Consider the following 20,347-nt stretch of genomic DNA (forward strand, 5'->3'; position numbering starts at 1 on the left):
CATGTCGTGATGGTCTTGCCCGGGAACCGAGGCGAAGCGGTCGATGTTCGGTCGACAGTTAAGAACAATTGGAATCATCGCGACGGGGTTGCAGTCACATGGATCATCTTTCTGGATACGCGCGCAGGCCATTTGCCTTTGTCTTGCGCTATCTGCGGCGACGTCTGGCCTCACACCTGGTTATCCTGACCGCTGTCGTTGCAGCCGTCGCCTGCTCCGTGGGCACGCAATATGGCGTCAAATCACTGGTCGATGCTCTGTCGGCGGGACCATCGCATGGTGGCAGCGTATGGCTGGCATTCATTCTGCTCATGTCGCTGATCGCCGCGGACAACTTCCTCTGGCGGATCGCGAGCTGGACAGCGAGCTTTACCTTCGTTCGGGTCACGGGCGATTTGCGTCGTGACATATTTCGTCATCTGACCGGGCATGCGCCGAGCTATTTCTCGGACCGGATGCCGGGCATGCTGACCAGCCGCATTACGGCCACATCCAATGCCGTGTTCACGGTCGAGAACATGTTCGTCTGGAATGTGTTGCCGCCGTGCATTGCCACAGTTGCGGCGATCGGCTTGATTGGAACCGTCAGTCCCTACATGGCGCTTGGCCTGATCGTGATCGCGGGCGGCATGGTGGCCGCCATGTTCCGTCTCGCCGCGGCCGGCAAGCCGCTCCACGACGACTTCGCCGACAAGGCCGCTGTCGTCGACGGCGAGATGATCGACGTCATCAGCAACATGCCTCTGGTCCGCGCCTTCTGCGGCATCCGCCATGAGCACGAGCGGTTTGACGCCACTGTGAACCGGGAACTTACGGCGCGAAGCCGCAGTCTGCGTTATCTGGAGAAGCTGCGCCTGCTGCATGCCGCCGTGACCGTGCTGCTGACCGTCGCCTTGATGGCGTGGGCGGTCACGCTCTGGCAACAGGGCGAGGCGACCACAGGCGACGTCGTGCTGGTCTGTACGCTCGGGATTTCGATCCTCAGTGCGACGCGCGACCTCGCCGTGGCGCTGGTCGATGTCACCCAGCATGTCGCGCGCCTGACCGAGGCGATCGCGACGCTGCTCGTGCCGCATGAGCTGCGCGATCATCCCGAGGCAGAGCCGTTGGTCAAGAACGGCGCCGCGATCGCGTTCAACAACGTCACCTTCGGCTATCCCGGCGGCGAGAAGATCTTCGAACGGTTCAGCCTGCGGCTGCAGCCCGGCCAGCGTGTCGGCCTGGTCGGCCAGTCCGGCGGCGGCAAGTCTACGCTGTTCACCCTGCTGCAGCGCTTCTACGACGTCGACGAGGGCAGTGTCACCGTCGACGGCCAGGACATTTCCATGGTGACCCAGCTCAGCCTGCGGGATGCCATCTCCGTGGTGCCGCAGGACATCTCCTTGTTCCATCGTTCGATCCGCGAGAACATCCGCTACGGCAGGCCCAATGCGACCGACGACGAGGTGCTGCGCGCGGCGATCGCGGCGCGCTGCGACTTCATCGACAGCCTGCCGGAAGGCCTCGACACCATGGTCGGCGACCGCGGAGTCAAGGTGTCCGGCGGCCAGCGCCAGCGTATCGCGATCGCACGCGCCTTCCTCAAGGACGCGCCGATCCTGCTGCTGGACGAGGCGACCGCCGCTCTCGACAGCGAATCGGAGGAAGCCATTCGCGAGGCGCTGTCGCGCCTGATGCGCGGGCGGACCGTGATCGCGATCGCGCATCGGCTGGCAACGCTGCGGAATTTCGACCGCGTGGTCGTGCTGAAGGGTGGTAAGATCATCGAGGACGGCTCGCCCGAGCGTCTGATGCAGGGCCACGGGCCCTATCGTGAGCTGGTCACGCAGGAAATGAGCCGGCTCGCGCAAGCGGCCGCGTAAATCGACAGTCGCGTTCGAGTCGTTTGCGTCTTGAAACAAGCGCAGGGGAGCAGCCCATGGCGGCCGAAGCCGTAACACAACTCGTCTCGGTGACCCGGACCTCGGAACAGGTCGCCGAGCAGCCTTTCTATATTCCGATGACGGGGCCATCGGCGCGACCGCGGCGCTCGCTCAAGCATGACGATACGTTCATCGTGCTCGACAGCCACGGCGACATCGGCGCGTCCGCGGGCGGGCCGGACGGCCTTTTCAACCAGGACACGCGCTACCTGGCGAGGCTCGAGCTCGTGCTCGACGATCTCCAGCCGCTGCTACTCGGCTCGAACCTGCGCGACGACAATTCGGCGCTGACCGTCGATCTCACTAACCCCGACATCTACCGCGGTGGCAGCCTGGTGCTGCAGAAGGACCTGCTGCACATCGTGCGCACGATCTTCCTGTGGCGCGGCACGGCCTATCAGCGCATCGGCGTGCAGAACCATGGCGATCGGTGCGCCAGCTTCGAGCTGACGCTGCTTTTCGGCAACGACTTTGCCGATCTGTTCGAGGTCCGCGGCGAGCGCCGTCCGCGCCGCGGCATCGGCTCGAGCCGGCTGTTGGGTCCGACCGACGTGCTGTTCGATTATCGCGGTCTCGATGACGCCGAGCGGACCACCGGCCTGCACTTCGACCCGCGCCCGACCAAGCTGTCGGTGAACGCCGCGACCTGGCAGCTCGAACTCGACCCGCATCAGTCGAAATCACTGTTCGTCGCCGTCTCCTGCAACCGGCCGATCGCGGAGAAGCCGGCGCGCTTTTTCAGGGGGTTGCTCGCCCATCGCCGCGAGATGCGGCAATCGACGATGGGGGCGGCCAGCATCGAGACCTCCAACAACATCTTCAACGAGGTGCTGTGCCAGGCCATGGCCGACCTCAACATGCTGATGACGGAGACGCCGCAGGGGCGCTATCCCTATGCGGGGATTCCCTGGTACTCGACGACGTTCGGCCGCGACGGGCTGATCACTGCGTTGCAGATGCTGTGGGTCGACCCGCGGATCGCCAAGGGCGTGCTGCGGCGGCTCGCGCATTTCCAGGCGAAGGCGGTCGATCCGCTCGCGGATGCCGCGCCCGGAAAGATTCTGCACGAGATGCGTGGCGGCGAGATGGCGGCGCTGCGCGAGGTGCCGTTCGCGCAATATTACGGCAGCGTGGATTCCACCGCGTTGTTCGTCCTGCTCGCCGGCAGCTATTTCGAACGCACCGGCGACGAGAAGACGCTGACCGAGCTGTGGCCGGCGATCGAGGCCGGGCTGGCCTGGATCGACGGTCCCGGCGACCCTGACAAGGATGGCTTCGTCGAATACCAGCGCGCCACGGAAAAGGGGCTTGCCAACCAGGGCTGGAAGGATTCCTTCGATGCGATCTTCCATGCCGACGGCCAGCTTGCGGAGGGCAATCTCGCGCTGGCCGAGGTGCAGGGGTACGTCTTCGCCGCCAAGCAGCTCGCCGCGCGCTGCGCCCTGTGGCTCGGCAAGCCCGATCTCGCCGGCAAGCTCGAGGCGGAGGCCAAGGCGCTGGCGGAGCGGTTCGAGGCCGCGTTCTGGTGCGAGGAACTCGGTACCTACGCGCTCGCGCTCGATGGCAAGAAGCGGCCCTGCAAGGTGCGGACCTCGAATGCCGGTCAGGTCCTGTTCAGCGGCATGGTCAGCGAGGACCGTGCGCGCCTCGTCGCCGCCGATTTGATGCGGCCGCATTTCTTCTCGGGCTGGGGCATCCGCACCGTCGCTGTCGGCGAGGTGCGCTACAATCCGATGTCCTATCATGACGGCTCGATCTGGCCGCACGACAACGCGCTGATCGCGCTCGGGCTTGCGCGCTACGGGCTCAAGCATTCGGTCGCGCATGTCTTCAAGGGGCTGTTCGATGCCGCGACCTACATGGACCTGCGCCGGTTGCCCGAACTGTTCTGCGGCTTCCGGCGTGAAAAGCGGCGTGGCCCGACGCTCTATCCGGTCGCCTGCGCGCCGCAGGCCTGGGCCAGCGCGACGCCGTTCACGCTGCTGGAGGCGGCGCTGGGCATCGAGTTCGATGTGGCGCGCGGCGAGATTCGCCTGCGCAATCCGCATCTGCCGGCGTTCCTGCACGAGGTGATCTTGCGCGACCTGCGTCTGGGCGAGTCCAGCGTGGATCTGCGCGTCAGCCGCCACGGCGACGACGTGGCGCTCGAGGTGTTGCGCACGCGCGGCCGGATCCAGGTCTCGATCGTGCTGGCGCGCTAGCGGCGCGCCGGGAGGAGGGTGCATGCGTACGGGCAGTTGGATCCTGAGCGTGGCGATCGTCGCGGGATTGACGGTCGCCGTATCGCGGGCCGCGGAGGAGCCACCCGCGACCGAAGCGAAAGCGCCGCCGACGGTACAGCCGCCGGCCTCATCGGTGCCCGTCACGCCGAAGGATGCCGCGCCACCGCCGTCGGTGACGATCATCGGCGCGAGCGACGCGCACGGCGTGCTTGGCCGTGACGTGCTCAGCGCGGCGAATGAGGGCATGGGCCGCATCGTCGACGTCATCGTCGATCGGAGCGGGCACGTGCGCGCCGCCGTGATCGACTTCGGCGGCTTCCTCGGCGTCGGCAGCCGCAAGATCGTGGTGGACTGGAACGCGATGCGGTTCGGCAAGATCGTCAACAAGAAGGACAGCATTACGCTGGAATTGACCAAGGCGCAGGTCGCGGCCGCGCCGGAATACAAGGAAGACGCGCCGATGGTGGTGCTCGGCGCGTCCGGCAGCCTGCAGCCGCTGCAAGCGATACAGTGAGGCACGGGGAGGGATGGCGGCCGGTGCTGTTGTCGGGGAAGCCCAAACATGCAGATCGCGAGGGCCGCGTTGAGCAGGACAACGTTTCGGCACCGCGGCCTGCGGGCATTCCGGCGCCGTCGCGCCAGAGCCTGCGCGGCCTCGACTGGTTCATCTTCTTTCTCGCCGACGTCCAGACCGGATTCGGGCCTTTCATCGCGGTCTATCTGACGACCCAGAAATGGACCCAGGTCGAGATCGGCCTCGTGCTGTCGATCGGCGGCATCGTCGCCCTGATCGGCCAGATGCCGGGCGGCGCGATCATCGATGCCGCGAAATCCGAGCGGCTGGTCGCAGGCCTCGCCATCGCGACCATCGGCTGCTGCGCGCTCGCCTATGCGGCGATGCCCATCTTTCCGGTGGTGGTGGCGGCCGCAACGCTGCACGCGGCGGCAAGCTGCGTGCTTGGACCGGCAATCGCGGCGATCAGCCTCGGCCTGGTCGGCCCGTTCGCGATCGGCGAACGTCTCGGCCGCAATGCGCGCTTTGCCTCGCTCGGCAACGGCGTCGCCGCCGCGGTGATGGGCACGGCCGGCTATCTGCTGTCGAGCCGCTCGGTGTTCCTGGTCACCTTCCTGCTTGCGATCCCGACCCTGATCTCGCTGTCGCGCATCCGTGAAGAGGAAGTCGACATCGCGCGCTGTCACGGCGAACTGCCGCGCGAAGCGCCGGTTCCCGGCGACACCAATATCTGGCACCTGATCCGGCAGCGTCCGCTCATCGTCTTTGCGTTGAGCGTTCTGCTGCTGCAGCTCGCGAACGCCGCGATGATGCCGCTGATGGCGAGCGCCGTGACGGCGCGGTCGAGCCAGTGGGCGACGGTGCTCGTCGCCTTTTGCATCGTCGTACCGCAGGCCATCGTGGCGCTGCTGTCGCCGACCGTCGGGCGCAAGGCGCAAGCCTGGGGCCGCCGGCCGCTGCTGCTGATCGGATTCGCCGCGCTGGCGATTCGCGGTCTGCTGTTCGCGACGGTCCGCGACCCCTATCTGCTGGTGCTGGTGCAGGTGTTCGACGGCATCACCGCAGCGGTGTTCGCGGTGATGATCCCGCTGATCGTGGCCGACGTCGCCTTCGGCAGCGGCCATTTCAACCTCGCTCAGGGTATCGTCGGCACGGCAACGGGCATTGGCGCGTCGCTGAGCACGGCGCTCGGCGGCTATGTCAGCGACAAGTTCGGCAACGCCACCGCCTTCATCGGGCTGGCCGGCGTGGCTGGCGCCGGGCTCCTGCTGATCCTCCTCGTGATGCCGGAGACGCGGCGCATGGGCATGATCGCGGCAAAAAAGGAAATGGCCGGCTGAACCAGGTCAGCCGGCCATGAGTGGACGGGAAAGAAGACGTCAGGCGTCGAGATGGTGCAGGCGCTGGCGGTTGCGAAGCACGATCTGGCGGGCGCCGGAGAAACCCAGAATCCCTTGGGCGTGAAGCTGCGACAGCGCGCGCGACACGGTCTCCAGCGTGAGGCCGAGATAGTCGCCGATGTCGCGGCGGCACATCGGCAGCGCCATCATGCCGGCAACCGCGAGGCGGCGGTCCATTTCGAGCAGGAAGGTGGCAACGCGCTCCATTGCGGTCTTGCGGCCCAGGAGCAGCATGTGGTCTTCGGCGTGGCGAAGCTCGCCGGCGGTCATGGTCCATAGCTTGCGGGCGACCTGAACGTCGGTGCCGGCCGCCTTTTCCAGGCTCGCGCGCTTCACGAGGCGCACATTGGTGTCGATGATGGCCTCGGCAGCGAGGCGATGGGTGGGGCCGGATTCGAGGCCGAACACGTCGCCGGCAAGGTGGAAGGCGCCGATCTGGCGGCGGCCGTCGGAGAGGAGCTTGTAGCTGCGCACGGCGCCTGACACGACCTGGTAGACATATTCGGCCGGTTCGTCCTCGCCGTAGATCTCTTCTTCCTTGCGGTAGGAGAACTCGGTGGCGACGATGCCGACATGGCCCGCGATTGCGCCGAACTGGTCGGTGACGGGAAGGGCGGGGGCAATCTTGCCACCGATCTGGGTGTTGATCGCCTGGGTGTTGAGCGTCTGGGTCAGCATCTGCGCCATCTCCGTTGTGATGACGCCTTGGTACGCGGTATCGGGGGCTTCGAAAATTTCGCGAGATATCTTAAGGGGGGGGCCTTACGTAGAATCCCGTAGGTCAGTTTCCGCGCCTGGCCTGGATGGCGTGGCGGATGCGCTTGACCAGGTTTTCGTCGAGAAGCGGCTTCAAAATCACGTCCTTGACGCCCACGGCTGCCGCCCGGACCGAGATATTCCCGTCGGGATAGCCGGTGATCAGGATCACGGGCGTGCCCTCGTCGGACTGGCGCAGCCGGCCGGCGAGCTCGATCCCGTTGATATCAGGCATCTTGTAGTCGATCACGTAGCAGTCCGCTCCGTGCGCGCCGCTGGCATTGAGCAGCGCCGTGCCGCTCCTGAAGGTCCGCACGGCGAAGCCGTCGGTTTCCAGCAGGAACCGCAGGGATCCCAAGACGGCGGCGTCGTCATCGACCACAAAGACCGTGGGCTGTGTGGGGGACGGCAACCGCTCATGGTGCGAGCTGATCTCAATCATGATGCTTGGCTAGCACAGGGCGCGGGAAACGAGTTGACTTGCCTCAATCGTTCAGCATCCCGGCGCGCATGGCCAGCCGCACCAGTTCCGAGAGGCTGTTGGCCTGCATCTTGGTCATCACGTTGGCCCGGTAGACCTCGATGGTGCGCGGACTGATGTCGTATTCGCGGGCGATCAGCTTGTTGGAGAGGCCCGCGATCAGACCTTCCATGACCTGGCGCTCCCGCGGACTCAAGGAGGCGACGCGGGCGGCGATATCCTGGGCGACGGCCTCGTTCTTGGCCGCAGGCTCGGCCTGGCGAATCGCGGCCTCGATCATGGTGAGAAGACGGTCGTCCTCGAACGGCTTCTCCAGGAAGTCGACGGCACCGAGCTTCATCGCCTCGACCGCCAGTGGCACATCGCCATGACCGGTCATGATCAGGATGGGAAACGGGCTCGATTGCGCCTTCAGGCGCTTCAGAAGCTCGATTCCATCGAGGCCCGGCATGCGCACGTCGGAGACGATGCAGCCGAAGGCGAGGCCGGGCAGGGAATCGAGGAAGGCCTGGGCGTCGTCGAACAGGGTGACGCCGAAGCCGGCGGAATCCAGCAGGAAGTTCAGCGAATCCCGCATCGCCGCGTCGTCGTCGATGACGTAGACATGTCCCTTGGTCGTCATTGATCAGCTCTCATCGGCTGCCGGCAAGGTGAATCGGAATGTTGCGCCGCCCGACGCGTTGCTCTCGGCCCACATCCGGCCGCCGTGAGCTTCGATGATCGAGCGGCTGATGGACAGTCCAACGCCCATGCCGGTTTCCTTGGTGGTGAAGAAGGTCTGAAACAGGTTCGGAATGACATCGCCGTGGAAGCCGGAGCCGGTGTCGGAGACCTCGACCTCGATCATGTCGTCGGCGACGCTCGAGTTGGCGACGACGAGCTCGCGCCGCTCGGATTGTGCCATCGCCTCCAGCGAGTTGCGAAACAGATTGACCAGCACCTGCTGGATCTGCACCCGGTCGGCGAGGACGAGATCGGCGCCGGGATCGAGGCTGAAGCGGAGCTGCACGTTCTGCTCGCGTGCGCCGGCGAGCCCGAGCGCGCCGGCTTCCTCGATCAGCTTGGACAGGCTCTCGACCCGCTTCTCGGATTCGCCGCGGGAGACGAAGTCGCGCAGGCGCCGGATGATCTGGCCGGCGCGCAAGGCCTGCTCCGCCGCGCGGTCCAGCGCGCTCTCGATCTTCGGCGTGTTCGGGTCGATGCTGCCGGCCAGGAGGCGCCGCGATCCCTTCATGTAATTGCTGATCGCGGCCAGCGGCTGGTTGAGCTCGTGGGCGAGCGCGGAAGCCATTTCGCCCATCGCGGTCAGCCGCGAGACATGGACCAGCTCGGATTGCAGCTCCTGGAGCCGCGCCTGGGTCTGCTGGTGCTCGGTGAGGTCGCGGACGAAACCGGTGAAATAGGGCTCGCCGCCGGACTGCATTTCGCCAATCGACAGGTGCATCGGAAAGGTGGTGCCGTCGCGGCGCCTGCCGGTCACGATGCGGCCGATGCCGATGATGTGCGGATCGCTGGTGCTGCGATAGCGGGCGATGTAGCCGTCATGCCGGGAGCGGTCGGGCTCCGGCATCAGGATGCTGACGTTCTGTCCGATCGCCTCGTGCTCGGACCAGCCGAACAGGCGCTCCGCGGCCGTGCTGAACAGCTGCATGACGCCGTGGCCGTCGATGACGATCATGGCATCTGGAATGGTGTGGAGGATGGAGCGCAGGTGGCTCTCGCGCGTGCGCAGCGTCTCCTCGACCTGCTTCTCCTCGCCGATGTCGAGAAAGATTCCGCTGAGATGACGCGCGGCGCCGGCATCATCGCGGATCAAGCCGGCACGCGCCCTGATCCATTGTCCCTTGCCGGACGCTCCGGCGATCCGGAAGGAGACGTCAAAGCCGCCGCCGCGTTCGGAGACGCGCCGGATCGCATCCTCGACGCGCTCGCGATCCTTTGGCTCGAGCCGTGACAGCAAGAGCTGGTAGCTCTCTGGCTGGCCCGGCTCGACGCCCAGCAAGGCTCTGGACGTCTCGGACCATTCCAATTCCATCGATTTGAGATCGAGATCCCAGGTGCCGACGCCGAACCCTTCGATTCGAACGCGGAAGTGCTCGCCCCGACCGTCATCTTGCGGATGCGTAACACGGGTCGGCGACAAGCGATTGCTCCCATCTTCGTGCGGTAGCCCGGATGCCGCTACCGCCGATGCAATGTCGCCCAAGGCCGGGCCGGAGGCAAGTTCGGACGTCTTATTCCATCGGCGGATGCCCCCGCGGTGCCGTGCCCGGCACGTTTGATCTATCTCATTCTGCGGAGCGGCGACAGGCCTACAGTCTCACGAAAGCCCATCGCCCCGGAGAATCCCGATGACATATGCGACCGTGATGGTCAGCCTGGCGCTCGATCAGTCCAACGAGGCGCGCCTTCAGGCCGCCGGCGAACTCGCCGAACGATTCGAGGCAGCCATCATCGGCGTCGCCGCGGCGCAGTTCGCACCGCCGCTCTATTTCGCCGACGGCGTCGAGGCGCAAGCGCTCATCGACGAGGGCGAAGCCTCCGTCAAGCGGCGGCTTGACGGTCTGGAGGCGCAATTCCGCGCCGCCACAAAGAATCGCGGCGGGCACGCCGAGTGGCGCAGCGCCATGGATTTTCCGGCGCGATTCGTCCTGGCGCAGGCCCGCTGCGCCGACATCATCGTCAGCGGCGGGCGGAGCCCGGCCTTCTCCGACGCGTTCGCCCTCGCAAGCCCCAAGGATCTGGTGATGCAGGCCGGCCGCCCGCTTCTCGTCGTCCCCGACCGGGCCAACTGGCTCGACCTGCGCAGCGTGCTGGTGGCGTGGAAGGACACGCCGGAGGCGCGGCGGGCGGTGGTCGACGCGCTGCCGATGCTGCGCAAGGCGAGAGACGTCACTATCGCCGGGATTCCGGAGCGCGACGATGACCGTTCGGCGGTGATGGCCGGCGTCACCGATGTCGCCGCCTGGCTCGCCCGTCACGGCGTCACCGCGACCGCGCGCGCCCTGGATGCCGTGGGAGGCGAAACCGCCGCCGCACAACTGGAGAAAATCGCCAGCGACGTCGGCGCCGGCCTGATCGTTGCAGGCGCTTATGGCCATTCGCGCTTTCGCGAACTGATCCTTGGCGGGGTCACCGAGTATCTGGTCACGCAATCCGTCCGCAGCGTGCTGCTGTCGCACTAGGCCCCCATAAGGGCGATTCGAGGAGGACCGGTCGTGTACAAGTTTCTTGAAGAGACCGTCGACGGCTACATGACGCGCAACGTCAAGACGGTAAAGCGCGATCAGGATCTGCTCGCGCTCAGCGAGATGTTCGAGGCCGACGATTTCAACTCCTATCCGGTCGCGGACGACGGGCAGGTGGTCGGCATCGTCACCAAATTCGACATCCTGAAATGCTTCGCCTTCACGCCGAGCCAGATGCTGCCGCGCTATCACGACCTGATGAGCCGCAAGATCGGCGACGTCATGACGCCCGAGTTCATCTATGTCAGCCCCGACACACGGCTGACGCGCGTGCTCCAGATCATGGTCGAGCACCGCATCAGGAGCATCATCGTGCTCGACGGCGCACAGAAGCTGGTCGGAATCATCGCCCGCGAGGACGTCATCGCGGCGCTCAAGGCAACTGCACGCGACTGACGCCCTGCCTTTGATTCCTGCGATTCGGGGCTCCCGTGGTTTCACGGGAGCGAGCCGTCGTCGCGCGCGCCGCAGAGCATAAGCGATTGATATCGCTCTTTGATGCGCAAGCGCCTCACATTAACAGAAATCCATCTAGCTTGATTTCAATCAATTCCCCGCGAGGGTGAATGTGGTTTCTGGCCCGTGTTCTTTCGAAAGAGAATCCACATGAGCCAGCCCTCCATCTCCAAGTCCATGACGTCAGGTGAAAGCGGCCTGGCGGCGCTGTTCGCGGTCACCGCCTTCCTCTGCGTGATCGCCTCGGCCAAGGCGCTCGATGCGCCCTTCGCCTTCCACGCCGCGCTCGGCGCGGCCGCGAGCTTGGCCGCGGTGTTCGTCATCGTCAACCGCTACTTCGATCGTCCCGCGGCGCTGCCGCCGGCGGAGATCAACGGCCGGCCCAATTACAACATGGGACCGATCAAGTTCTCCTCCGTGATGGCGATGTTCTGGGGCATCGCCGGCTTCCTCGTCGGCCTCATCATCGCCTCGCAGCTGGCGTGGCCCGCACTGAACTTCGACCTGCCATGGACCAGCTTCGGCCGGCTGCGACCGCTGCACACCTCCGCGGTGATCTTCGCCTTCGGCGGCAACGTGCTGATCGCGACGTCCTTCTATGTCGTGCAGAAGTCCTGCCGCGTACGCCTTGCCGGCGATCTCGCGCCCTGGTTCGTCGTGGTCGGCTACAACTTCTTCATCCTGATCGCGGGCACCGGCTATCTGCTCGGCGTCACCCAGTCCAAGGAATATGCCGAGCCGGAATGGTATGCCGACCTGTGGCTGACCATCGTCTGGGTCGCCTATCTGCTGGTCTTCCTCGCCACGATCATCAAGCGCAAGGAGCCGCACATCTTCGTCGCGAACTGGTTCTATCTCGCCTTCATCGTGACGATCGCGGTCCTGCATCTCGGCAACAACCCGGCGCTCCCGGTTTCGGTGTTCGGCTCGAAATCCTACGTCGCCTGGGGCGGAATTCAGGACGCCATGTTCCAGTGGTGGTACGGCCACAACGCGGTCGGATTCTTCCTGACCGCCGGCTTCCTCGCCATCATGTACTACTTCATTCCGAAGCGCGCGGAGCGGCCGATCTATTCCTACCGGCTGTCGATCATCCATTTCTGGGCGCTGATCTTCCTCTACATCTGGGCAGGTCCGCACCATCTGCACTACACCGCGCTGCCGGACTGGACGCAGACGCTCGGCATGACCTTCTCGATCATGCTGTGGATGCCCTCCTGGGGCGGCATGATCAACGGCCTGATGACGCTGTCCGGTGCCTGGGACAAGCTGCGCACCGATCCCGTGCTGCGCATGCTCGTGGTCTCCGTCGCGTTCTACGGCATGTCGACCTTCGAAGGCCCGATGATGTCGATCAAGGTGGTCAACTCGCTCAGCCACTACACCGACTGGACCATCGGCCACGTGCATTCCGGCGCGCTCGGCTGGGTCGGCTTCGTCTCCTTCGGCGCGCTCTACTGCCTCGTGCCCTGGATCTGGAATCGCAAGGGTCTCTACAGCCTCAAGCTCGTCAACTGGCACTTCTGGATCGCCACGCTCGGCATCGTTCTCTACATCTCCGCGATGTGGGTGTCCGGCATCCTCCAGGGCCTGATGTGGCGCGCCTACACCTCGCTCGGCTTCCTCGAATATTCCTTCATCGAGACCGTCGAGGCGATGCATCCCTTCTACATCATCCGCGCCGCCGGCGGCGGGCTGTTCCTGATCGGCGCGCTGATCATGGCCTACAATCTCTGGATGACCGTTCGCGTCGGCGAGGCGGAAGTCCAGATGCCCGTCGCGCTTCAGCCGGCGGAATGAGGAGTTCTCCATGTCGTTCTGGACACGCCACCAAATCTTCGAAAAGAACTCGATCATCCTGGTCGTGGGCATCCTGCTGGTGATCGCGATCGGCGGTCTCGTCGAGATCACCCCGCTGTTCTACCTCAAGAGCACGATCGAGGCGGTCGACGGCGTCAGGCCGTATACGCCGCTGGAGCTCGCCGGGCGCAACATCTACGTCCGCGAAGGCTGCTATCTCTGCCACTCGCAGATGATCCGCCCCTTGCGCGACGAGGTCGAGCGCTACGGCCACTTCTCGCTCGCCGCCGAGAGCATGTACGACCACCCGTTCCAGTGGGGCTCGAAGCGGACCGGTCCCGACCTTGCCCGCGTCGGCGCCAAATATTCCGACGACTGGCACGTGACCCATCTGACCAATCCGCGCGCGATCGTGCCGCAATCGGTGATGCCTGGCTACCCGTTCCTGGGCAAGACCGAGGTCGATCCCGACACCATCGCCGACCACATGCGCACGCTGCGGACCGTCGGTGTACCTTACACCGACGACCAGATCGCGAGCGCAGGCGCCGATCTGAAGGCCCAGGCCGATCCGGACAATTCCGGCAGCGACGCCTTCAGCAAGCGTTATGCCAAGGCCGTCGTGCGCAATTTCGACGGCAAGGCCGGCACCCCGACCGAGATGGACGCGCTGATCGCCTATCTGCAGATGCTCGGCACGCTGGTCGACTTCAAGATCTACAACGAGAAAGCCAATCTTCGCTGAGAAGGCATCACCGATGAAAGCCATCCTGACACTCGACAATCTCGCGTCCGGTCTCGTGACCACGATCTGGACGCCGGTGTTCGTCGCGATCTTTCTCGCGATCGTCGCCTACGCACTTTGGCCTCGCAACAAGGCTGCTTTCGACGAAGCGGCGCGCCTGCCGTTGCGGGAGGAGTAAGAGATCATGACCGATCATCATAGCGACATCGATTCCGTCACCGGCAAGTCCACCACCGGACATGAGTGGGACGGCATCAAGGAGCTCAACACGCCGCTGCCGCGCTGGTGGGTGATCACCTTCTACCTCACCATCGTCTGGGCGATCGCCTACTGGGTCGTCTATCCGGCCTGGCCCCTGATCTCCAGCAATACCACGGGCATGTTCGGATACTCGTCCCGAGCCGACGTCGCGGTCGAGCTCGCCAATCTCGACAAGATCCGGGGTGACAAGATGGTGGCGCTGGGCGCGGCCTCGCTCGCCGACATCGAGAAGGATCCGGCCTTGCTGGCGCTTGCGCGCGCCAAGGGCAAGACCGTGTTCGGCGACAATTGCGCGCCGTGCCACGGCTCGGGCGGCGCCGGCGCGAAGGGCTTCCCGAACCTCAACGACGACGACTGGCTGTGGGGCGGCACGCTCGACCAGATCATGCAGACCATCCAGTTCGGCGCGCGTTCCGGCCACGCCAAGGCGCATGAGGGCCAGATGCTCGCCTTCGGCAAGGATGGCGTGCTGAAGGGCGACGAGATCGTCACCGCCGCCAATTACGTGCGCTCGCTGTCGGGCCTGTCGACCCGCAACGGCTTCGACCCCGCCAAGGGGCAGAAAATCTTTGCGGAGAATTGCGTCGCCTGCCACGGCGACGGCGGCAAGGGCAACCAGGAGATGGGCGCACCCGATCTGACCGACAAGATCTGGCTGTACGGCTCGGACGAGGCGACCCTGATCGAGACGATCAGCCAGGGCCGCGCCGGCGTCATGCCGGCCTGGGAAGGGCGGCTCGATCCCGCCACCATCAAGGCGATGGCAGTTTACGTCCACTCGCTGGGCGGTGGAAAATAGCCTGCCGGCGGCAGGCGGGGGCGAACAAAAGCGCCCCCGCTTGAGCTGGATCAACTGACGCGCGCGCGCCGGGTCTAGGTTCAATCGCACCTTTTCGAAAAGCACCAGGCGATGAACAAGACCGTGAATCCGAACGACCTCACATTGGAAGACGACAACGGGCCGCTCTACGCAGCCCGGAAGAAGGTCTATCCCCAGAGCATCTCCGGCACCTTCCGCCGGATCAAATGGGGCCTGATGGCGTTCTGCCTCGGCGTCTACTACTTCCTGCCCTTCGTGCGCTGGAATCGCGGCCTCGGTGCTCCCAGCCAGGCGGTGCTGATCGACCTTCCCAACAGCCGCTTCTATTTCTTCTTCATCGAGCTATGGCCGCAGGAGGTCTACTACTTCACCGGGCTGCTGATCGTCGCCGCGGTGGCGCTGTTCCTGATGAACTCGGTCGGCGGCCGCATCTGGTGCGGCTATCTCTGCCCGCAGACGGTGTGGACCGATTTGTTCTATGCCGTCGAGCGCCTGATCGAGGGCGATCGGCGCGAGCGGATGAAGAAGGACAAGTCGTCCGACCCGATGAGGCTCGAGCGCATCTCCGAGATCGTGCTCAAGCATTCGATCTGGCTGCTGATCGCGTGGTGGACCGGCGGCGCCTGGGTGCTCTATTTCAACGATGCGCCGACGCTGGTGAAGGAGCTCGTCACCTTCCAGGCGCCGATGATCGCCTATATCTGGATCGGCATCCTCACCGCGACGACCTACGTGCTCGCCGGCTTCATGCGCGAGCAGGTCTGCACCTACATGTGCCCGTGGCCGCGCATCCAGGCGGCCCTGACCGACGAATGGGCGCTGAACGTCACCTATCGCTACGACCGCGGCGAGAAGCGCACCTCGGTCAAGAAGGCGGCCGAACTGCGCGCGCTCGGTCAGCAGGTCGGCGACTGCGTCGACTGCTATCAATGCGTCGCGGTCTGCCCGACCGGCATCGACATCCGCAACGGGCCACAACTCGAATGCATCCAGTGCGGGCTCTGCATCGACGCCTGCGACAACGTCATGACCAAGATCGGCCGGCCGAAGCGGCTGATCGGCTACGACAACGACATCAACATCCAGCGCCGCCAGGACGGCAAGGCGCCGGTCTACAAGATCGTGCGCGCTCGAACCGTTGTCTACAGCGCGATCATCGCAGCCATCGGCGGTTTCATGATCTACACGCTCGCGACCCGCAGCCTGCTCGACGTCAACGTGTTGCACGACCGCAACCCGGTCGCGGTCAGGCTCAGCGACGGCTCGATCCGCAACGCCTACACGGTGCGGCTCCTCAACAAGAGCGGCTATGACCGCGTCGTTGCGATCGACGCGAACGGTCCGGCCAACTTGACCATTCACGTCGTCGGCGTCGATTCCGTAACGCCGGACCGGCCGATGATCGTGATCCCCCGCGATTCCACCAGCGAGCTGCGACTGCTGGTGACCGCGCCTGCAGAGGGCAATCCGGAGAAGTCGATTCCGGTCCGTTTCCACGTCACCGACATCGGGCTCGGCGAAGCCGCGTCCGCCACCGACAATTTCGTCTCGCCCTAGGATCAGGAGACTACCATGGCCTCCAAGCCGCTGACCGGAACCAAGGTGTTCCTGATGCTGGTCGCCTTCTTCGGAGTAGTGATCGGCGTCAACGTCACCATGATGAAGCTGGCGATCGCGACGCTGCCCGGCACCGACGTCGACAGCCCCTATGCCGCGAGCCTCGCCTACGACAGCGAGATTTCGGCGGCGCATGACCAGGATTCACGCAAATGGAAGGTCAACGCCCATATCGAGCGCCGTAACGATGGCGGCGCCGTTCTACAGGTCGAGGCGCGCGATGCCGCCGGCCAGCCGATCGCTGGGTTGAAATTCGGCGGCCGCCTGGAGCGGCCGACTGACAAGCGCGCCGATCTCGCGGTCGAGTTGTCGGAGTCCGGCATCGGCATCTATCGCGGCAATGCCGCGTCGGTTGCGCCGGGCCAGTGGGATCTGGTGATCGAGGGCGAGGCGCGGGGGACCCGCGTGTTCCTGTCGCGCAATCGCGTGATCCTGAACTGAAGGACTCCGTCATGCACGTCACGCGGGATTTCTCGCATTACGTCCGGACCGCGGGCGAAGGCGTCCAGCACATCGACCTCGCGGTCGAGGGCGTGCACTGCGCCGGCTGCATGGCCAAGATCGAACGCGGGCTGTCAGCCATCCCCGATGTCACCCTGGCGCGTGTGAACCTCACCAATCGCCGCGTCGCGCTGGAATGGAAGGCGGGCACGCTCGATCCCGCCCGCTTTATCGATCGGCTCGAAGAGCTCGGCTACAAGGCCTACCCCTACGAGACCGAGAGCGCGGAAGCGACGGAGGTCGCCGAATCCCGCTTCCTGCTGCGCTGCCTCGGTGTCGCCGCGTTCGCCACCATGAACGTGATGATGCTGTCGATCCCGGTGTGGTCGGGCAGCGCCGGCGACATGCTGCCCGAGCAGCGCGATTTCTTCCACTGGCTGTCGGCGCTGATCGCGCTGCCGGCGGCGGCCTATGCCGGACAGCCGTTCTTCCGCTCGGCCTGGCGCGCGCTGTCGCACAAGACCACCAACATGGACGTGCCGATCTCGATCGGGGTGTGCCTTGCGCTCGGCATGTCCGTGGTGGAGACCATTCACCACGCCGAACACGCTTATTTCGACGCGGCGATCATGCTGCTCACGTTCCTGCTGGTGGGCCGCGTCCTTGACCAGAACATGCGGCGGCGGACCCGCGCGGTCGCCGGCAATCTCGCGGCACTCAAGGCCGAAACCGCGGCCAAGTTCGTCGGCCCCGATGAAATATCGCAGGTGCCGGTGGCGGCGATCCATCCCGGCGACATCGTGCTGCTGCGGCCCGGCGAGCGCTGCGCGGTCGACGGCACCGTGATCGAGGGACGCTCCGAAATCGACCAGAGCCTGATCACCGGCGAGACGCTCTATGTCACGGCCGGGCAGGGCACGCCGGTCTATGCGGGCTCCATGAACATCTCCGGCACACTGCGGGTGCGCGTTTCGGCGGCCTCCGAAGCGACGCTGCTGGCCGAGATCACCCGACTGCTCGACAACGCGCTGCAGGCGCGCTCGCGCTACATGCGTCTCGCCGACCGCGCCTCGCGGCTCTACGCGCCCGTGGTGCACGCCACCGCGCTCATCACCATCCTCGGCTGGGTCATCGCGGGCGCCGGCTGGCACGATGCGATCGTTACCGGCGTGGCCGTGCTGATCATCACCTGTCCCTGTGCGCTCGGCCTTGCGATCCCGACCGTGCAGACGGTCGCCTCGGGCGCAATGTTCAAGGCGGGCGTGCTGCTCAATTCCGGCGATGCCATCGAGCGCCTCGCCGAAGCCGACCACGTCATCTTCGACAAGACGGGCACGCTGACGCTGCCGGAGCTCGAGGTCACTAATGCGGCCGACATTCCCGCCGCCATCTTCGATCTCGCCGGCCGCCTCGCGCTGTCGAGCCATCATCCGGTCGCCGCCGCGGTCGCGCAGGCCGCCGACGCGAAATCGCCGATCGTCGGCGCTGTCGAAGAGGCCGGGCAGGGCGTGCGCGCGACTGTGGACGGCGTCGAGATCCGTCTCGGCCGGCCTTCCTTCTGCGGCGCGGAGGCGTTGATCGGCCGCGCCACGCTCGATCCCGAAGCCTCCATCGTGGCCTTCAGCAAGGGGGCTGAAAAATTCGTGCTTTCGGTGCGTCAAGGTCTGCGCCCGGATGCGCATGCCGTGATCGCGGCGTTGAAGATGCGCAATCTCGGCATCGAGATTCTCTCCGGTGACCGTGAGCCCGCGGTGACGGCGGCGGCCCACGCGCTCGGCATTCCGGAATGGCGCGCCGGCGTCACGCCGGCCGACAAGATCGCGCGGATCGAGGAACTGAAGCAGCGAGGCGCAAAGGTGCTGATGGTCGGTGACGGCATGAATGACGCTCCGTCGCTTGCGGCGGCGCACGTCTCGATGTCGCCGATTTCGGCCGCGCATTTGAGCCAGGCGACCGCCGATCTCGTCTTCCTCGGCCGGCCGCTGGCGCCGGTCGTCGCCGCCATCGATTCCGCGCGCAGAGCGCGGCACCTGATGCGGCAAAATCTCTGGCTTGCGATCGGCTACAACGTCCTTGCGGTGCCGGTCGCGATCAGCGGAATCGTGACGCCCCTGATCGCGGCTGCCGCCATGAGCGGATCGTCGATCCTGGTCATGCTGAATTCGCTGCGGGCGCGCAGCGCCTCTCGGGAGGTCGTGTGATGGAGATCCTGGTCATCCTGGTCCCGCTGGCGCTGATGCTCGGTGGTGCCGGTCTCGTCGCCTTCCTCTGGTCGCTCCGGAGCGGCCAGTACGATGATCTCGACGGCGCCGCCTGGCGCGCCATCGCCGACGACGAGCCGCCTCAGGAAGCTCCGGCCAAGCGTTAGCGCTTCAACGCGAATGTGAGCAGGGCGGCGGCCGCGAGAGCTGCGCCGATTCCGGTGACGCACGCATGCCAGCCGAGGGCGTCGAACAGGCGTCCGAGCACGGCCGTGCCGACAAGCCCGCCACAGAAATAGCACGCCAGATAGGTGCCGCTGGCGACGCCGCGATTGTCGGCCGCAGCCTGTCCGACGAACCCGGTGGCGACTGCCTGCGCGAAGAAGGTGCCGATTCCGACCAGGATCATGCCGGCGAGCACTTCGCCCAGATGCGGCGCCAGCAGCAGCGGCAGGCCTAATCCAGCAACGGCCAGCGAGCCCCAGATCGTCGGCCGCGTTCCCAGGCGTGCCGCCACCTTGCCGGCCAGCAACGTCGTGACGACCGACGGCAGGAAGACGAAATAGACCAGGCCGAGGTCCATCATGCCGAGCGACAGCGGCGGCCGGACCAGCACGAAGTTGACGAAAGTGAAGGTGCCGATGAAGGCCAACAGGATGCAGAAGCCGATGCCGAAGGCGGCGCGCAGCCGCGGATTTCGCCAATGCGCGATCATGGCGGGGGGCGGTGATCCCGCCGGCATCATCGTGTGCATCGGTTGAACGTGCTTGATGGTGAAATAGACCAGCACGGCGCCGGCGAGATTGAGGGCTGCAAAGAAATAGAAATTCCAGGCGAGGCCCAGACCGTCGGCGACCGCCGCCGAGATCAGCCGGCCGATCAGGTTGCTCGCGACGTTTCCGGTGATATAGGCGGCAAAAGCGCCGCCGGCGTCCATGGCGCTGCATTGTTCGCCGAGATATGCGAGCGTGAGCGCGAAGGCGGACGCCATGCAAAGGCCCTGCGCGACGCGCAGAGCGGTAAAGACGGCAAGATTGGGAGCGGTCGCCAGCAGGCCGGTAGGGATCGCCAGAAACAGGAGGCTGAGCAGGATGCCGGTCCGCCGGTTGATGCGCGGACTGAAGAAGCCGACGACGAGGCTCGCGACGGCCATGCCGAAGGTGCTGGCGTTGACGGCAAAGCCCATCGCTGCCGGCGTGACCCCGTAATGACGGGTCAGCGAGGGCAGGATCGCCTGGGTCGCGAACAGGTCGACGACGGTCAGGAAGGCGGTCAAGCCGATCACGAGCGAGCGAAGCGCGAGCCCCGGCGAATGCGCGTCCATCGGTATCCTGATCGGCTTCATCCGTACGGACAGATCGGTCATGGCGTAGCATCTCCGGTGGGGGATGTGGCGCCCGGCATGCCGGATGGCATGGGGATTTCGGACGCCACATCCTGTAACGAACGCGCTGGGGCCTGAG

Annotated in this window: 19 protein-coding genes; 14 read left to right on the forward strand and 5 right to left on the reverse strand. The window is 65.5% G+C overall.

Annotation, left to right across the window (positions count from 1 at the left end; genetic code table 11):
- Nucleotides 1-98: 98 nt before the first annotated feature.
- Genes OC450_RS07015 through OC450_RS07030 form a run of 4 tightly spaced genes read left to right on the forward strand, consistent with a single transcriptional unit; the run spans nucleotide 99 to nucleotide 5,998 of the window.
- A complete protein-coding gene (locus OC450_RS07015) occupies nucleotides 99-1,862 on the forward strand; it encodes an ABC transporter ATP-binding protein (protein WP_256806495.1) in 1,764 nt (587 codons plus the stop codon).
- 56 nt (nucleotides 1,863-1,918) lie between these two features.
- Nucleotides 1,919-4,123, forward strand: coding sequence for an amylo-alpha-1,6-glucosidase (locus OC450_RS07020; protein ID WP_211382629.1), 2,205 nt, complete (start codon nucleotides 1,919-1,921; stop codon nucleotides 4,121-4,123).
- Nucleotides 4,124-4,145: 22 nt separating this feature from the next.
- On the forward strand, nucleotides 4,146-4,658 hold the full coding sequence (locus tag OC450_RS07025; RefSeq protein WP_256806492.1) for a PRC-barrel domain-containing protein: 513 nt from the start codon (nucleotides 4,146-4,148) through the stop codon (nucleotides 4,656-4,658).
- 23 nt (nucleotides 4,659-4,681) lie between these two features.
- The gene (locus OC450_RS07030) at nucleotides 4,682-5,998 is read left to right on the forward strand and encodes an MFS transporter (RefSeq protein WP_211382631.1); all 1,317 of its coding nucleotides are present in this window, start codon (nucleotides 4,682-4,684) and stop codon (nucleotides 5,996-5,998) included.
- A gap of 39 nt (nucleotides 5,999-6,037) precedes the next feature.
- On the opposite strand, the gene OC450_RS07035 is transcribed toward OC450_RS07030, so the two are convergent.
- The 4 genes from OC450_RS07035 to fixL form a co-directional block, all read right to left on the reverse strand.
- Nucleotides 6,038-6,736 (reverse strand): helix-turn-helix domain-containing protein, encoded by a 699-nt coding sequence (locus OC450_RS07035; RefSeq protein ID WP_211382632.1) that lies wholly within the window; start codon nucleotides 6,734-6,736, stop codon nucleotides 6,038-6,040.
- Nucleotides 6,737-6,839: 103 nt separating this feature from the next.
- Nucleotides 6,840-7,256 (reverse strand): response regulator transcription factor, encoded by a 417-nt coding sequence (locus OC450_RS07040; protein ID WP_211382633.1) that lies wholly within the window; start codon nucleotides 7,254-7,256, stop codon nucleotides 6,840-6,842.
- A 43-nt stretch (nucleotides 7,257-7,299) separates the two neighbouring features.
- Entirely contained in the window at nucleotides 7,300-7,917 is a 618-nt protein-coding gene (gene fixJ, locus OC450_RS07045; RefSeq protein WP_211382634.1) for a response regulator FixJ, read from the reverse strand.
- 3 nt (nucleotides 7,918-7,920) lie between these two features.
- Nucleotides 7,921-9,438: a sensor protein FixL gene (gene fixL / locus OC450_RS07050; protein ID WP_256806486.1), complete on the reverse strand. Its 1,518-nt coding sequence runs from the start codon at nucleotides 9,436-9,438 to the stop codon at nucleotides 7,921-7,923.
- 208 nt (nucleotides 9,439-9,646) lie between these two features.
- Here fixL and OC450_RS07055 point away from each other — a divergent pair, with 208 nt between their 5' ends.
- From OC450_RS07055 to ccoS, 10 genes are all read left to right on the forward strand, one after another.
- Nucleotides 9,647-10,480: a universal stress protein gene (locus OC450_RS07055; protein ID WP_262047523.1), complete on the forward strand. Its 834-nt coding sequence runs from the start codon at nucleotides 9,647-9,649 to the stop codon at nucleotides 10,478-10,480.
- A gap of 33 nt (nucleotides 10,481-10,513) precedes the next feature.
- Nucleotides 10,514-10,939, forward strand: a complete 426-nt coding sequence (locus tag OC450_RS07060; protein WP_211382637.1) for an HPP family protein — start codon at nucleotides 10,514-10,516, stop codon at nucleotides 10,937-10,939.
- A gap of 210 nt (nucleotides 10,940-11,149) precedes the next feature.
- Nucleotides 11,150-12,799, forward strand: a complete 1,650-nt coding sequence (gene ccoN, locus OC450_RS07065; RefSeq protein ID WP_262047524.1) for a cytochrome-c oxidase, cbb3-type subunit I — start codon at nucleotides 11,150-11,152, stop codon at nucleotides 12,797-12,799.
- Nucleotides 12,800-12,809: 10 nt separating this feature from the next.
- Complete coding sequence (gene ccoO, locus OC450_RS07070) at nucleotides 12,810-13,544, forward strand: cytochrome-c oxidase, cbb3-type subunit II (RefSeq protein ID WP_211382639.1); 735 nt, start codon at nucleotides 12,810-12,812, stop codon at nucleotides 13,542-13,544.
- 13 nt (nucleotides 13,545-13,557) lie between these two features.
- Nucleotides 13,558-13,722: a cbb3-type cytochrome oxidase subunit 3 gene (locus tag OC450_RS07075; protein WP_211382640.1), complete on the forward strand. Its 165-nt coding sequence runs from the start codon at nucleotides 13,558-13,560 to the stop codon at nucleotides 13,720-13,722.
- A gap of 6 nt (nucleotides 13,723-13,728) precedes the next feature.
- Complete coding sequence (gene ccoP, locus OC450_RS07080; protein WP_211382641.1) at nucleotides 13,729-14,604, forward strand: cytochrome-c oxidase, cbb3-type subunit III; 876 nt, start codon at nucleotides 13,729-13,731, stop codon at nucleotides 14,602-14,604.
- A gap of 111 nt (nucleotides 14,605-14,715) precedes the next feature.
- Nucleotides 14,716-16,182 (forward strand): cytochrome c oxidase accessory protein CcoG, encoded by a 1,467-nt coding sequence (ccoG, locus tag OC450_RS07085; RefSeq protein WP_211382642.1) that lies wholly within the window; start codon nucleotides 14,716-14,718, stop codon nucleotides 16,180-16,182.
- 15 nt (nucleotides 16,183-16,197) lie between these two features.
- Nucleotides 16,198-16,683 carry a FixH family protein gene (locus OC450_RS07090; protein ID WP_211382643.1) on the forward strand — a complete coding sequence of 162 codons (486 nt, stop codon included), beginning with the start codon at nucleotides 16,198-16,200 and terminating at the stop codon, nucleotides 16,681-16,683.
- Between the two features lie 11 nt (nucleotides 16,684-16,694).
- Nucleotides 16,695-18,884, forward strand: a complete 2,190-nt coding sequence (locus OC450_RS07095) for a cation-translocating P-type ATPase (protein ID WP_211382644.1) — start codon at nucleotides 16,695-16,697, stop codon at nucleotides 18,882-18,884.
- On the forward strand, nucleotides 18,884-19,051 hold the full coding sequence (gene ccoS, locus OC450_RS07100) for a cbb3-type cytochrome oxidase assembly protein CcoS (RefSeq protein WP_008550618.1): 168 nt from the start codon (nucleotides 18,884-18,886) through the stop codon (nucleotides 19,049-19,051). Before OC450_RS07095 ends, ccoS begins: the two co-directional genes overlap by 1 nt.
- On the opposite strand, the gene OC450_RS07105 is transcribed toward ccoS, so the two are convergent.
- Nucleotides 19,048-20,250, reverse strand: coding sequence for an MFS transporter (locus OC450_RS07105; protein ID WP_262047525.1), 1,203 nt, complete (start codon nucleotides 20,248-20,250; stop codon nucleotides 19,048-19,050). The two genes, ccoS and OC450_RS07105, sit on opposite strands and share 4 nt — an antisense overlap.
- Between the last annotated feature and the right edge of the window lie 97 nt (nucleotides 20,251-20,347).

The organism is Bradyrhizobium sp. Bra78 (assembly GCF_024519855.1).
GTDB lineage: Bacteria > Pseudomonadota > Alphaproteobacteria > Rhizobiales > Xanthobacteraceae > Bradyrhizobium > Bradyrhizobium japonicum_G.

What these genes read in the sequence shown, in the direction of transcription:
- OC450_RS07015 (WP_256806495.1), top strand. Translation starts at nt 99, where the DNA reads ATGGATCATCTTTCTGGATACGCGCGCAGGCCATTTGCCTTTGTCTTG.
- ccoN (WP_262047524.1), top strand. Translation starts at nt 11,150, where the DNA reads ATGAGCCAGCCCTCCATCTCCAAGTCCATGACGTCAGGTGAAAGCGGC.
- OC450_RS07025 (WP_256806492.1), top strand. Translation starts at nt 4,146, where the DNA reads ATGCGTACGGGCAGTTGGATCCTGAGCGTGGCGATCGTCGCGGGATTG.
- OC450_RS07020 (WP_211382629.1), top strand. Translation starts at nt 1,919, where the DNA reads ATGGCGGCCGAAGCCGTAACACAACTCGTCTCGGTGACCCGGACCTCG.
- OC450_RS07075 (WP_211382640.1), top strand. Translation starts at nt 13,558, where the DNA reads ATGAAAGCCATCCTGACACTCGACAATCTCGCGTCCGGTCTCGTGACC.
- ccoG (WP_211382642.1), top strand. Translation starts at nt 14,716, where the DNA reads ATGAACAAGACCGTGAATCCGAACGACCTCACATTGGAAGACGACAAC.
- fixJ (WP_211382634.1), bottom strand. Translation starts at nt 7,917, where the DNA reads ATGACGACCAAGGGACATGTCTACGTCATCGACGACGACGCGGCGATG.
- ccoP (WP_211382641.1), top strand. Translation starts at nt 13,729, where the DNA reads ATGACCGATCATCATAGCGACATCGATTCCGTCACCGGCAAGTCCACC.
- ccoO (WP_211382639.1), top strand. Translation starts at nt 12,810, where the DNA reads ATGTCGTTCTGGACACGCCACCAAATCTTCGAAAAGAACTCGATCATC.
- OC450_RS07105 (WP_262047525.1), bottom strand. Translation starts at nt 20,250, where the DNA reads ATGACCGATCTGTCCGTACGGATGAAGCCGATCAGGATACCGATGGAC.
- OC450_RS07090 (WP_211382643.1), top strand. Translation starts at nt 16,198, where the DNA reads ATGGCCTCCAAGCCGCTGACCGGAACCAAGGTGTTCCTGATGCTGGTC.
- OC450_RS07095 (WP_211382644.1), top strand. Translation starts at nt 16,695, where the DNA reads ATGCACGTCACGCGGGATTTCTCGCATTACGTCCGGACCGCGGGCGAA.
- OC450_RS07040 (WP_211382633.1), bottom strand. Translation starts at nt 7,256, where the DNA reads ATGATTGAGATCAGCTCGCACCATGAGCGGTTGCCGTCCCCCACACAG.
- OC450_RS07035 (WP_211382632.1), bottom strand. Translation starts at nt 6,736, where the DNA reads ATGCTGACCCAGACGCTCAACACCCAGGCGATCAACACCCAGATCGGT.
- OC450_RS07055 (WP_262047523.1), top strand. Translation starts at nt 9,647, where the DNA reads ATGACATATGCGACCGTGATGGTCAGCCTGGCGCTCGATCAGTCCAAC.
- ccoS (WP_008550618.1), top strand. Translation starts at nt 18,884, where the DNA reads ATGGAGATCCTGGTCATCCTGGTCCCGCTGGCGCTGATGCTCGGTGGT.